This is a genomic window from Celeribacter halophilus (genome assembly GCF_900114135.1).
GTDB lineage: Bacteria > Pseudomonadota > Alphaproteobacteria > Rhodobacterales > Rhodobacteraceae > Celeribacter > Celeribacter halophilus.
This window is the reverse complement of record NZ_FORY01000005.1, coordinates 58,695-71,272: the sequence shown is the minus strand read 5'-3', so window position 1 is coordinate 71,272 and position 12,578 is coordinate 58,695. Positions and strand designations below refer to the sequence as shown.

The window sequence follows — 12,578 nt, the reverse complement described above, 5'->3', positions numbered from 1 at the left end:
CCTTTTAGCCTCTTGAACAAAGAAATCCGCACAAGACGGAAAAGAGGCAGATATGTTGAGAGCACTTGCCCTTACAGGCGGCCTGTTGGGGGCTGCCGTTGTTTCCCAGTTTCCAGAGTTTACCCAGCAATACACACAACGCCTCGGCGGTCAGGTTGAAGCACTGGAAACAGTGCTTGCCGATTTCGATGCGTCCGCGCAAAAGGCGGAGATGACCCGTGAAGAGGCGCTGGCCTCTATGGGGGGATCGGTGTTTCTTGAGAATCGCAGGCGCGACATGCGCGACACCATCGAACGGCATGCGCGGCTTTCCGACGATCTCGCTGCCTTGCAGGATGCCTCGCCTCTGGAGCGCCTGACCATGCCTCATCGCGTCACGGATACTGCTTTGGCACGGGCGACTTACGAGGAGTTCCGTCCCGCCCTTCCGCTGTCGGTTGAGGGTGCGATTTCGGCGCTGGCGGGCTATCTGGGTGGATGGCTGGCGGTCTCCGCGCTTCTGGCACTTCTGGCGTGGCCCTTCAAACGGCGCAAGTCCAAGTCGGGCCTCACGTTTTAATCCGCAATCCTCACGCCTCTTTCAACAGGGGAGACCGGTGGCGGTGCTTGACCTTTTGTGCGGCAAAGGGTTTTGTCTGGCAAACCTGTGAGGAGCTCCCCGTGGACGCGGCCAAAACGACCAAGCCCTTTTCCCGCTTCGAGTGGAAAATCGCCTTTGCCTATCTGCGCGCGCGCCGCGAAGAGGGCGGCGTGTCAGTCATGACATGGATTTCCCTGATCGGGATTACGCTGGCAGTCGCGGCGCTGATTATCACTCTGGCCGTGCGCACGGGGTTTCGCAGTGAATTTGTCGATACGATCCTCGGATCCAATGCGCATGTGACGGTGTATTCCTCGATCTATGTCACCGAGGAGGGCACCACGTCGCGCAAGATTGCGGACTATGACGATTGGGCCGAGAAATTGCGGGCCGTGCCCGGAGTGACGCGGGCGGCGCCCTTGGTGCGCGGGCAGGTCATGGCAAGCTCTCGGGGCACCAATGCGGGGGTCGAAGTCTATGGTATCGCGCCGGAAGACCTAATGACCATTCCGCGTGTGGCGATCTCGCCGGATCAGCATTGGGGCGACGTGACACGGTTTTCCGAAGGCATCGCCATTGGCTCCGGCGTGGCGCGGGACTTGGGTGTGACCGTGGGGGACAAGATCAAGATTATCTCTCCCGACGGTGCCAAAACCGCATTCGGCACAAGCCCGCGCGTGTCGTCTTTCGAGGTCGTCTATGTCTTTTCTGCGGGTCGCTATGACATCGATAAAACAAGGGCTTATCTGCCATTTTCAGAGGCGCAGACCTTTTTCAACCGCGCGGGAACAGCCGATGAGATCGAGGTCATGGTCGAGCATCCCGAAGCGGTGGACGATATGGCCATCCCGCTTTTGCAAGCGGTGGGTGAGCGCGGCATGATCTGGACGTGGCGGGATGCGTCCGGTTCGTTCCTTCGGGCCCTCGACATCGAGGACAATGTGATGTTTGTCATCCTGTCGGTACTGGTCCTGATCGCGGCCATGAACATCGTCTCCGGCCTTATTATGTTGGTCAAAAACAAGGGTCGTGACATCGGCATCCTGCGCACCATCGGCCTCACCGAAGGCTCCATCCTGCGGGTGTTTTTCATCTGTGGTGCGATCACCGGCGTGTTGGGCACGCTCTTTGGCGTGATCCTCGGAGCCTTGTTTGCGACCTATATCGATCAGGTGCTGAGCTTTGTGAACTGGCTCAACGGTGGCGGGGCGTGGGATCCGTCGATCCGGGGCATCTATGAACTGCCTGCCGAACTGCGCGGGGTTGATATTCTCAAGGCCGTGTCGCTCTCGCTGGGGCTCTCTTTTATTGTGACGATTTTTCCGGCGCGGCGTGCGGCGCGGATGAACCCTGTGGAGGCGCTGCGCTATGAGTGAGATGTTGTCCCTGTCGGGCGTCACCAAGACCTATAACGCCGGAAAACCTAACGAAGTTGAAGTGCTTCGCGGTGTCGATCTGACTGTTTCAAAAGGAGAAATTGTCGGGCTGATCGCGCCTTCGGGCGCGGGGAAATCCACGCTTTTGCACATCGCGGGTTTGCTGGACCTGCCCGATGGCGGGACCGTGCAAATCGCGGGACAGGATATGACGGGCCTCGGTGACAGACCGCGCACGGCCATGCGGCGTGCGGGAGTCGGTTTTATCTATCAATTCCATCACCTTCTGCCGGAATTCACCGCGCTTGATAACGTGGTTCTGCCCCAGCTTGCCAATGCTGTGCCCGAGGCGGAGGCCGCCGAGAGAGCATTGAATTTGCTAAATAAAGTCGGCGTCGGGAAGCGTGCGCAGCACCGGCCTTCGGCGCTGTCGGGGGGCGAACAGCAGCGGGTGGCTTTTTGCCGTGCTCTGGCGAATCGTCCGGGGCTTTTGCTGGCGGATGAGCCTACGGGGAACCTTGATCCGGAAACCTCGGCACTGGTGTTCGACGTGCTGATGGGGCTGGTGCGCGACGAGGGGCTTTCGGCGCTAATTGCCACGCATAACCTTGAACTGGCGGCGAAAATGGACCGTGTCGTGCGGCTGGATCAAGGGCGCGTCGTCGCGGTCTGAAACAGGCCATATCCGCTGTCGGCAAAGTGTCGGACACCTGTCGGACATCTGTCTGGCACTCGATCATCTGTCTGAAGCCTGTGTCAGGCACGATCAACGCCAATGCACACCAACAGACCGTGCGGACCTGCCCACCTTCAGGGCGGACAGGCCGTGAGGCGCGGCTTATTTATGCGCAGCGCCCACAAGCAAACCGACCGCAGCGACGGCCAAGACGGCTTCCAAAAGACCATTGCCGCGCGGCTGGGGGGCGGCCACAGGCGCGGCAGGCACCGCCGGAGCCGCAGGGGCGACGACCACGGGCGTCGGAGCGGGCGCTGGCACCACGGGGCCGCGTGCGAAAGCCGGCGTGGCCAAGACAAGAGCGATGCAGCCAGCAAGAGTGGAACGGGTGGTCAGTTTCGATCTGTGCATGATTGCCTCCTGTTACGATCATGGAATTAGCACGGCGCAGTGGTGTGTTTCCGTCGCATGGGGGAGGCGGGACAGCATCCTTTGGCAGATATTTGCCGAGCGTGACGCTGTCCCGAAGGCTTCCCCAATGAATCAGGGCGCGCCTGCGTAGTGTTTGCAGATTATTTGGGCAATTTGGCGGAGGTCGTCGTCGTGGTCTGGTTCGCTGTGACCTGAGGCGTATGCAGAGGATCATCCGACTCCGCCAGTGCCGGAGAGGCCATCAGTGCGGCGATGGTGAGAGCGAGTGATTTGAAGAAATTCTGCATGGTTCTGTCTCCCTTTTGTGCGTTTGGTTTGGATAAAAGCACAAGGCCCCGCCACAACAAGCCCGCGCACGGGGATGTGTTCGGGGGTGACAGGGCCGTGATGGGGAGGCCTGATTGGGGCGTGATGTGGGGCGTGATCGCAGGTCAGTCGTCCGAGGTTTCGGACTCGGGGGATGCGCGGAAAAAGGCGGCGTAACCGCTTGCGATCAGGGCGAGACCCGTGATGATGACAGGCACGACGATCACGTTGAAATCCTCGTCACTCAATTCCCAAGGCATCCGCAGCGGACAGTTGGTGCTGCCCGTCGGGGAGAAGCCACAGGCATAGCCTTGTATACCGACATACCACAGCAGAGCGGCGATGAAGGCGACAAGGCAGAGGAAAAAGAGAATGCGCATGGGGGGCTCGCTGGTGGCTCGCTGGTTGGATCAAAAGCAACCTAGCGGTCCCTGCGCGTTACGGCAATGAGGCGGCATGTATTGCAATCGCAAAGCGATTGCAGCGCCCGACCCTCCCCCACGGGAGGGCGCTTTCAGCACCCACCCTAGGGGCAGGCGCTGAGGATCAAATTTTCCTCGCACGGGACAACATCTTTTCCGTTTTTTCACGGTAGCGCATCGCAGCTATGCTCACATCGTGTATTGCAACAATCATATCGGGGTGAACATTTGGCTGTTGATTAATTTGGAGCGCATCGAGTTTCGACACTATTCTAGGCAAGTAGGAGGCAAGATTGTTTGCCTCGGTGGCAAGTGCATCTTGCCCGTTCTCTTGATAAATCAATTTTAAGCGTTCCGCAGCAGACTTGGCTTCACGCAAGTCCGATCGTGCTTGTATGTCAAGCGCAACTATATCGCGCCAGATTCTAGCATTCTCCATATCTAACTGAGCTAACAAGTTTTCTTGCGATGAGATTGCTAGATCATTTTGATGTTTAACTGATTGCTTTAATTCACGGGTCTGCAAATTCAGCGCCTCAACGCTATTCTTAAGCTCTTCGCCTTGTTGGAAAAAGCCAAGGACAAGCCAAAGAAACGCAACCGGACCGAAAGCTCCGGCCATAAAGTCTCCGACTTCATTGAATGATAGCGTTTTGAAATTCTGCCATTCGATAGCAATTGTAAAAATCCAGAACGCGACCCAGATTATCGTGAGCAATATCGCAAAGCGAACGGCAGTTTTTGTCATCAATAGCCCCCTTCACGCAGGCTTGCCTGCGTGAACCTCACTCACACATCCAATTCCTCGACAAACTTCGCATTCGCCTGAATATACTGGAACCGCAATTCCGGTTTTTTCCCCATCAGACGCTCGACCAGATCCGCCGTTTCCCCCGGTTCGTCCTCGTCAATCGTCACGCGGATCAGTTTGCGGGTTTCGGGGTTCATCGTGGTTTCTTTCAGATCCTTGGCATCCATTTCGCCAAGACCCTTGAACCGGCTCACGTCGATTTTGCCTTTGCCGCCAAGGCCTTTCTCCAACCATTCGTCGCGCTCTTTCTCGTCGAGGCAGTAGACCCGTTTCGCGCCTTGCGTCAGGCGGTAGAGCGGCGGGCAGGCGAGGTAGAGGTGGCCTTGGTCGATGAGCGGGCGCATCTGGGTGTAGAAGAATGTCATGAGCAGCGAGGCGATATGTGCCCCGTCCACGTCTGCATCGGTCATGATGATGATGCGTTCATAGCGCAGGTCTTCGACGTTGAAGCGCGTGCCCATGCCGACGCCCAGAGCTTCGCAGAGGTCGCTGATTTCCTGATTGGAGGTGAGCTTGTTCGAGGCCGCGCCCAGCACGTTGAGGATTTTACCTTTGAGCGGCAGCAGGGCTTGGGTTTCGCGTTTGCGTGCACCCTTGGCCGAACCACCCGCCGAGTCGCCCTCCACGATGAAGAGTTCGGTGTTGGAGCGGTCTTTGGATGTGCAGTCGGTGAGCTTGCCCGGAAGGCGCAGTTTCTTGGTTGCGGATTTCCGTTGGGTTTCTTTTTCCTGACGGCGGCGCAGGCGTTCTTCGGCGCGCAGCACGAGGAAGTCGAGGATGGCGCCTGCGGATTTCGTGTCGGCGGCGAGCCAGTTGTCGAAGTGGTCGCGCACGGAGTTTTCCACGAGGCGCGCGGCTTCGGAGGTGGCGAGGCGGTCTTTGGTCTGGCCGACGAATTCGGGGTCGGAGATAAAGCAGGAGACCAGTGCGCAGCCGCCTGTGATGAGGTCGTCGCGGGTGATGTCCTTGGCTTTTTTGTTGCCGACGAGTTCGCCGTAGGCCTTCACGCCTTTGAGCACGGCGGCCCAGAAACCGGCCTCGTGGGTGCCGCCTTCGGGGGTTGGCACGGTGTTACAGTAGGACTGGATGAACCCGTCGCGCGAGGGGGTCCAGTTGATCGCCCATTCGACCTTGCCGGGCACGCCGAAGCGCGGTTGGAATTCGACGGTGCCCGCGAAGGGGCGTTCGGAATAGGTGGTCACGCTGCCCAGCGTTTCGGTCAGGTAGTCGGCCAGACCGCCGGGGAAGTGGAAGGTGGCCTCGGTCGGAGTTTCGCCGTCCTCGATTTCGGTTTTCCAGCGGATTTCGACGCCGGAGAAGAGGTAGGCTTTGGAGCGCGCCAGTGTGAAGAGGCGTTTGGGTTTGAAGCGGTGTTTGCCGAAGATCTGTTCGTCGGCGTGGAAGGTCACGGATGTGCCGCGCCGGTTGGGGGCGGCGCCGATCTTTTCAACGGGGCCTTGCGGGATACCGCGGGAGAACCGCTGTTCGAACAGTTCCTTGTTCTTGGCGACCTGCACGATCATGGAATCAGAGAGCGCGTTGACCACGGAGGAGCCCACCCCGTGAAGCCCGCCGGAGGTCTGGTAGGCCTTGCCGGAGAATTTCCCGCCCGCGTGGAGTGTGCACAGGATGACTTCGAGCGCGGATTTGCCGGGGAATTTCGGGTGCGGATCAATCGGAATGCCACGTCCGTTGTCGGTGACGGTGACGGAATAATCGGCATGCAGCGTCAGTTCGATGCGGTTGGCGTGGCCCGCAACGGCTTCGTCCATCGAGTTGTCGATGATTTCGGCCACAAGGTGATGCAGCGCGCGTTCGTCGGTGCCGCCGATATACATACCGGGGCGTTTGCGGACGGGTTCCAACCCTTCGAGCACTTCGATGGAGGATGCGTCATAGGTGTCAGGGCCGGTGCCTAGGAGGTCGTCGGACATGGTTCGCTCGATTCTCGGACTGTTCTCGTTTGAACAAGGATTAGACCATCCGACGCCAAAAGGCGCAAGCGGTAGCGGCAAAGGAGGGAAAACCTTGCCCCAGATCAAAGAAAGGCGAAGGGTTTTCATGTAACATTCGGGTGACAAACGCACAATTTTACCAAAACATTGGAGATATGTTCGCATGACGACGATTCCGAAGCCTGCCGCCAATACGACTTCTGCTGCCAAACCTGTGGCGGGGGTGACATCGGAACCCAAACCCGCCGTTGCCGCCTCGGATGCGGCGCAGGGCACTGATCTGCATGGCGGGCCGAAGAATTTTCCGACCGTGACGCCGGACAAGATCCGCGATGCCTTCGAGAGCGGGAAATATCCCTACCGCAAAAAGATGACCCGCCGCGAATACGAGGCCGAAAAGGTCGCGCTTCAGGCCGAACTGCTCAAGGCACAGCTTTGGGCGCAGGAGGCCGGCGAGAAATTCGTCCTTCTGTTTGAAGGTCGCGATGCGGCGGGCAAGGGGGGCACGATCAAGCGCTTTATGGAGCATCTCAACCCGCGTCATGCTCGCGTGGTGGCCCTGAACAAGCCGACAGACAGAGAAAAGGGGCAATGGTTCTTCCAACGCTATGTCGAGCATCTGCCGACCAACGGCGAACTCGTGCTCTATGACCGCTCTTGGTATAATCGCGCCGGTGTGGAGCGGGTCATGGGCTTCTGCACGCCCAATGACTATCTCGAATTCATGCGTCAGACGCCGGAATTTGAACGGATGCTGACGCGTTCGGGGATCAAGCTCTACAAATACTGGTTCTCCGTGACACAGGCCGAACAGCAACGCCGCTTCAAGGCGCGTGAAACCGATCCGCTGAAACAGTGGAAGCTCTCGCCCATCGACAAGGCGTCTCTGGACAAATGGGACGACTATACCGAGGCGAAAGAGGCGATGTTCTTTTACACTGATACGGCTGACGCGCCGTGGACGATCATCAAGTCCAATGACAAGAAGCGGGCGCGGATCAACTGTATGCGCCACTTCCTTTCGACGATCGACTATCCGGACAAGGATTTTGATGTGGTTGGCCAGCCGGACCCGCTGATCGTGGGACATGCGGGCCATGTGGTGCATAAAAGCGATCATATCCTCGGCACGGCGCTGCATCCGGGTGCCCGCCGTGGCAAAAATGGTCAGGACTAACCCCTGATCCTGCGCATGCCCCGTCCTGCCTCCCCCCAAAAAATAAAGAGGCGGGGCGGGGTTTGCCGTAAGTCTTTCACGGAAGCCCGTTAGGCAAGTCGTTCGCGCGAGGCATTAACCGTTTGCGGCGGCGAATTTCTGCATGAGATAGGGGCCGGAAACGACGCTTTGCGTGGCCTCACCCGCGAGCGGTTTGACCTCCGCATGCCAGTTCGGCTGATGGAAATAGGCAATCGACATGCGCCGTTTGGTGGCCCAGTCCGGCGGCGTGACAACGCGGTGCAGGGTCGAGGTCCAGCGTCCACCGGTCCAGAGCGCCATGAGATCCCCGATATTGATCACAAAAGCCCCGTCAATCGGCGGCACGCCCTTCCAGTCGCCTTCGGGCGTCAGGATTTCCAACCCGCGCGATCCGGGTTCGGGCAGAAGAATGGTCAGCGAGCCATAATCGGTATGCGCCCCTGCGCGAAGCTGATTTTCTTCGGGGGCACTGTCCTGCGCGGGGTAGTTGAGTGCACGCATCCCTGAAATCGGGGTGGAAATGAAAGGCGCGAAATGGTCTTGCGGCAGGTTCAGCGCCACGGCGAAGACCTCCATGATCCGCGCGGCCAGCGCCTCCATTTCCGCATAATAGCTGCGCCATGCTTCTTTGAAGCCGGACAGCGCGGGAAAAGGTGTCGGCGCATAGCAAAAGGCCAGCGCGTCAGGATCGGTCTCGCCCTCGGGAATGGCGGCAGGCCCGCCGTTGAAACTTTCCTTGAGATCGGGCGGGGTGTCCTCGCCGCGGGATTTCGCCAAGGCTTCGGTGCCCGGCCCGAGATAGCCGTAAGGGCCGCCGGAAACGGGGGCAACGGCGTGTTTCTCATCCGGAGATTGCGCGAAGAAGCTGCGGGCTTGCGTCCAGAGCGCGTCGATCACCTCTTGGGGGACGCCGTGGCCGGTGACGGCGAGAAAGCCGGTTTCGCGACAGATGCGGTCCACCTCCGCCCCGATTTCGGCGCGTCCTTCAGGGTCGGCGGCGTGAAAGGCGGAAAGGTCGAGGAGCGGGAAATCTGTCATCTGGCGGGCTTTCTGTTGTCTTTGCGCGATGTGAGAGGCTGGACCGTGGCCTGTCAATCCGTCCGGTCCCGCACAAGGGGTTTGCGGGGAGGTTTGGAGGGATTGCAGGCGCGGGTGATCTGTTGTCTGGTCGGAAAAGGTGCGATTTTTCAGGCGGGACACAGGCGGACCCATGCAGACGACATCACAGATCAAACTGTGTCTGGCAGAGACGCGTGACGCCGAAGACGTTGCCCGCCTCGTGGCCGCATCTTTCGCACAGTATACGCCGCTGATCGGCAAGCCTCCGGCCCCCGTGCTCTATGACTATGCGGCATTGGTTGCGACGGGGCGGGTGTGGCTGGCGGTTGCGGGGGAGGAGCTGCGAGGGATGATCTACAGTTATGCGCAGGAGGATGGCGCGGTCATGCTCGATGTGCTGGCCGTCTCCGAGGCCGCGCGCGGGCAGGGGCTTGCCAAACGTCTGGTGGGGCAGGTCGAAAACGGCGCACGCGCAGAGGGGGCGCGGCTTGTGCGGGTTTATACCAATGCGGTGATGGCTGGACCGCAGGTGCTTTACCCGCGACTGGGCTACAAAGAGACCCATCGCGGAGAAAGTGACGGCTACATGCGGATCCACTACGAAAAGCGGCTTTGAGGGCGGTTAGTCCTTGTCGCGATTGTCGGTCTCGCCAAAGCCGTGCATGCGCTTGGCCCATTGAAAGGCCACGATCATGCCTTTGAACCGCGGCAGGAGGTAGAGCGACAGGGCCACCGTGCCCGTGGCGAAAATGGCGATCAATGTCAGCGGATCGGGGCGGAACTCGATAAAGACCCAGCCCAGAAGCGGCGCCATGAGGTGTCCGACCACGAGGATGGTGAGATAGGCCGGCCCGTCATCGGCGCGGTGATGGTGCAGGTCTTCACCGCAAACAGGGCATTCGTCGCGCACTTTGAGATAGCTTTTGAGCATGGGGCCGCCGCCACAGGCAGGGCAGCGGCGTTTCCAGCCCCGCAACAGGGCAGGGCGCAACTCGCGGGTTCCGTCAGCCTGCGGGGTTTGCGATGGGCGGACGCTCTCTGTCGGCGCGTCGATATGTGTTTCAGTCATTTAAGGATCGCCTCTTTCGTGCGGTTTGTGCGTGCGGAGTCGGGCGGAGTTTATCCTGTCTGTGATGTTTTGCGGTCGCGCGGATTGTCCTTGCGGCGCGATGTCGCGCCACATGCAGCCGCTTGGCCTGTTCCTCCTCCTGTTGACGCTACCATGACCAAGGATCACGCCTCTGTGAAGGGGGATATTTGCGTTGGAACCGACGGAAAGCCGCAATGGGTGCGTTTATAAACCATAGAAAGCGCGGAGGAGGAGCTTTGATGCCCCGCGTAAGAGTAACCGATATGAGGTATAAAATGAAACGTAAGACACTTATTTCCGCCGCCGCTTTGGTCGCCGTTCTGGGTAGCTCCTTTGCCGCCTATGCCGCAGGCAACGGTGCGCAAGAGCGTCCGCGTGGCGAGATGCAACAAAACGGCCCGCGTGTTGGCGGGATGCCGTTCGGGCCGGAGTTCGACTTTGCCGCTGTGGATGCGGATGGCGACGGCAAGATCACGCAAGAAGAGATCGACGCGTTCAAAGCGGCGAAATTCGCCGAGGTCGATACCAATGGTGACGGCACCGTGGATGCTGACGAGCTTTATGCACATCAGGAAGCCAAACGTGTGGAGCGGATGAAAGCCCGTGCTGCTGGGATGGTCGAAAAGCTTGACGCCAATGACGACGGCGTGTTGAGCGCGGACGAGTTGCAGCGCAAAGGCGGCGACAAGATGTTTGACCGTCTGGATCGTGACGACGACGGCGCATTGAGCGAAGAAGAGATCACCGCCATGAAACGTCACATGATGGATCGGATGCAAGACCGCGACGGGCGTCATGATGGTCCGCGCCATGCGGGCAAAGGTGACGATGGCCGGATGATGCCGCGTCGGGACGGTGGATGTGACATGCCGCCGAAACCGATGGAAGGCCACCCGAAAGCACCGGTTGATGCACCGGCCGAGGCTGCGCCGGAAGCAGCCCCCGAGGCTGCTGCCGACTGAGTTGGCTAAAAACACGGATCGGGGGCAAATGTCCCCGATCTCGCGATGGACCTGCGCGTGTGATTGGTTTACGCAGACCCGGTGATGAATATGCCACTTGATGCCTTGAACGATGTCTCCGACGAAGCCTTGCTGATTGCCTTTGGCAATGGGGACAGGGCGGCTGCGCAGGCCTTGACGATGCGCTTGACGCCGAAAATGCTGGGCTATGCGGCGCGGTACCTCAAAGACCGTGCGGAGGCCGAGGATGTGGCACAAGAGGCCATGCTGCGGCTGTGGAAAATCGCACCGGACTGGCGACAGGGTGAGGCACAGGTGAGCACATGGCTCTACCGCGTTGTGACCAACCTGTGCACGGACCGGCTGCGCAAGAAGCGCGGGAAAGGGCTCGACGAGATCGCCGAGCCGGAAGACGGTCGCCCCTCACAGGAGGCTGTTATGATGCAGCGCCAGAGGGTCGATGCCTTGCAAACGGCTCTGGGCGATTTGCCGGAACGCCAGCGCGAGGCGGTGGTGCTGCGCCACATCGAAGGTCTGGGCAATCCCGAGATTGCCGAGATTCTGGACATTAGCGTCGAGGCGGTCGAAAGTTTGACCGCGCGGGGCAAGAGGGCGCTGGCCAAGGCTTTGGCCTCCCAGCGCGAGATATTGGGGTTCGAAAATGACGGATCGTGACGACAAACGGACTGGGGAACTGACGGATGTGGCCCTGAACGCGCTTTTTGCCGAAGCGCGGGAGGAAACGGCCCTGCCGTCGGGTGATCTCATGGCGCGGGTGCTGGCCGATGCCGAGGAGGTGATGGCGCAGCGCGAGGCCGAAGAGGCTGCACGCCTTTCCGCCATGCGTCCGAAACAACGCCATCCGGTCATGGAGGCTATCATCGCCGCGCTGGGCGGCTGGCGTGCGGTGGCGGGGCTTGCTACGGCTGGCGTGGCCGGTTTGGCCTTCGGGCTTGGTGCGCCGACCACCGTGACCGCGCTTGCGACCGGCAGCTATGTGAGCGACAGCGCGCTGGGCATTGAGACCAGCGCTGGCGGATATGAGATCGACGATCTGATGCCGAGCTTTTACGATCTGGTGACGGAGGGATAAGTCATGACGGACGAGATGACGACAAAACCGGATCGCTCGGACAAGACAGGACTGCGCTGGAGCCGGATTGTTCTTGTGGCATCTCTGGCGCTGAACCTTGCGGTGCTGGGCGTCGTCGGGGGCGCGATCCTGCGCTGGGATGCGGGTATGGATCGGGCGCGTGCATTACAGGTGCGCGATTTCGGTTTCGGGCCCTTCATCGGCGCGTTTGACACTAAGGAACGGCGCGCCTTGGGGCGTGAATTCCGGCGTTCGACAGGGGACCCGAAGGTTGCGCGTCAGGAGATCGAGACCATGTTTCAGGACATGCTTGAGGCGCTCAGGGCCGAACCGTTTGAGGCTGTGCGTTTCGAGGCGCTGTTGCTGAAGCAGCAACGGGATTTCTCCGAGCGTCAGAAAATCGGCGCGGAGCTTGTGGTGGATCAGATTGCGACGATGCCCTCAGAGGCGCGGATGGCCTATGCAGAGCGGTTGGAGCAGATGATCAAGAACCCACCGCGTCCGCCGCGTATTGAGGGTGAGGACGGGAAGCCGCCCGTGCGGTCCAAGGATTAAGCGGGCAGAGGGCGCAGGCTCCGGCCAGTCGCCCTGTGCAAATGTCCAGTTATGTTACCTTAT

Annotated in this window: 16 protein-coding genes; 9 read left to right on the top strand and 7 right to left on the bottom strand. The window is 59.9% G+C overall.

What is annotated here, in order from left to right:
- The first annotated feature begins 52 nt into the window (after window positions 1-52).
- The 3 genes from BM152_RS06410 (at window position 53) to BM152_RS06400 (ending at window position 2,629) form a co-directional block, all read left to right on the top strand.
- Window positions 53-559 (top strand): DUF2937 family protein, encoded by a 507-nt coding sequence (locus tag BM152_RS06410; protein ID WP_066599394.1) that lies wholly within the window; start codon window positions 53-55, stop codon window positions 557-559.
- A gap of 101 nt (window positions 560-660) precedes the next feature.
- Window positions 661-1,956, top strand: coding sequence for a lipoprotein-releasing ABC transporter permease subunit (locus BM152_RS06405; protein WP_066599723.1), 1,296 nt, complete (start codon window positions 661-663; stop codon window positions 1,954-1,956).
- Complete coding sequence (locus tag BM152_RS06400; protein WP_066599392.1) at window positions 1,949-2,629, top strand: ABC transporter ATP-binding protein; 681 nt, start codon at window positions 1,949-1,951, stop codon at window positions 2,627-2,629. Before BM152_RS06405 ends, BM152_RS06400 begins: the two co-directional genes overlap by 8 nt.
- A 165-nt stretch (window positions 2,630-2,794) precedes the next feature.
- On the opposite strand, the gene BM152_RS19415 is transcribed toward BM152_RS06400, so the two are convergent.
- From BM152_RS19415 to parE, 5 genes are all read right to left on the bottom strand, one after another.
- Window positions 2,795-3,043, bottom strand: a complete 249-nt coding sequence (locus BM152_RS19415) for a hypothetical protein (protein WP_066599389.1) — start codon at window positions 3,041-3,043, stop codon at window positions 2,795-2,797.
- 161 nt (window positions 3,044-3,204) lie between these two features.
- Window positions 3,205-3,351, bottom strand: coding sequence for a hypothetical protein (locus BM152_RS19235; RefSeq protein WP_156444341.1), 147 nt, complete (start codon window positions 3,349-3,351; stop codon window positions 3,205-3,207).
- A gap of 144 nt (window positions 3,352-3,495) precedes the next feature.
- A complete protein-coding gene (locus BM152_RS06390) occupies window positions 3,496-3,750 on the bottom strand; it encodes a hypothetical protein (protein WP_066599386.1) in 255 nt (84 codons plus the stop codon).
- Between the two features lie 166 nt (window positions 3,751-3,916).
- Window positions 3,917-4,540 carry a hypothetical protein gene (locus tag BM152_RS06385; protein ID WP_066599384.1) on the bottom strand — a complete coding sequence of 208 codons (624 nt, stop codon included), beginning with the start codon at window positions 4,538-4,540 and terminating at the stop codon, window positions 3,917-3,919.
- Between the two features lie 41 nt (window positions 4,541-4,581).
- Window positions 4,582-6,537 carry a DNA topoisomerase IV subunit B gene (parE, locus tag BM152_RS06380; RefSeq protein WP_066599379.1) on the bottom strand — a complete coding sequence of 652 codons (1,956 nt, stop codon included), beginning with the start codon at window positions 6,535-6,537 and terminating at the stop codon, window positions 4,582-4,584.
- 184 nt (window positions 6,538-6,721) lie between these two features.
- On the opposite strand from parE, the gene ppk2 reads away from it, so the two are divergent.
- A complete protein-coding gene (ppk2, locus tag BM152_RS06375) occupies window positions 6,722-7,735 on the top strand; it encodes a polyphosphate kinase 2 (RefSeq protein ID WP_082715274.1) in 1,014 nt (337 codons plus the stop codon).
- Window positions 7,736-7,849: 114 nt separating this feature from the next.
- On the opposite strand, the gene BM152_RS06370 is transcribed toward ppk2, so the two are convergent.
- Window positions 7,850-8,794 (bottom strand): isopenicillin N synthase family dioxygenase, encoded by a 945-nt coding sequence (locus BM152_RS06370; RefSeq protein WP_066599714.1) that lies wholly within the window; start codon window positions 8,792-8,794, stop codon window positions 7,850-7,852.
- Window positions 8,795-8,966: 172 nt separating this feature from the next.
- On the opposite strand from BM152_RS06370, the gene BM152_RS06365 reads away from it, so the two are divergent.
- Window positions 8,967-9,431, top strand: coding sequence for a GNAT family N-acetyltransferase (locus BM152_RS06365; protein ID WP_074914062.1), 465 nt, complete (start codon window positions 8,967-8,969; stop codon window positions 9,429-9,431).
- 6 nt (window positions 9,432-9,437) lie between these two features.
- On the opposite strand, the gene BM152_RS06360 is transcribed toward BM152_RS06365, so the two are convergent.
- Window positions 9,438-9,884: a DUF983 domain-containing protein gene (locus BM152_RS06360; protein WP_082715273.1), complete on the bottom strand. Its 447-nt coding sequence runs from the start codon at window positions 9,882-9,884 to the stop codon at window positions 9,438-9,440.
- Between the two features lie 296 nt (window positions 9,885-10,180).
- Here BM152_RS06360 and BM152_RS06355 point away from each other — a divergent pair, with 296 nt between their 5' ends.
- The 4 genes from BM152_RS06355 (at window position 10,181) to BM152_RS06340 (ending at window position 12,515) form a co-directional block, all read left to right on the top strand.
- Window positions 10,181-10,867 carry an EF-hand domain-containing protein gene (locus BM152_RS06355; protein ID WP_074914058.1) on the top strand — a complete coding sequence of 229 codons (687 nt, stop codon included), beginning with the start codon at window positions 10,181-10,183 and terminating at the stop codon, window positions 10,865-10,867.
- An 84-nt stretch (window positions 10,868-10,951) separates the two neighbouring features.
- Window positions 10,952-11,542 carry an RNA polymerase sigma factor gene (locus BM152_RS06350; protein WP_066599373.1) on the top strand — a complete coding sequence of 197 codons (591 nt, stop codon included), beginning with the start codon at window positions 10,952-10,954 and terminating at the stop codon, window positions 11,540-11,542.
- Window positions 11,529-11,960, top strand: coding sequence for a hypothetical protein (locus BM152_RS06345; protein WP_066599370.1), 432 nt, complete (start codon window positions 11,529-11,531; stop codon window positions 11,958-11,960). Before BM152_RS06350 ends, BM152_RS06345 begins: the two co-directional genes overlap by 14 nt.
- A 3-nt stretch (window positions 11,961-11,963) precedes the next feature.
- Complete coding sequence (locus tag BM152_RS06340) at window positions 11,964-12,515, top strand: periplasmic heavy metal sensor (protein ID WP_066599367.1); 552 nt, start codon at window positions 11,964-11,966, stop codon at window positions 12,513-12,515.
- The last annotated feature ends 63 nt before the right edge of the window (window positions 12,516-12,578 follow it).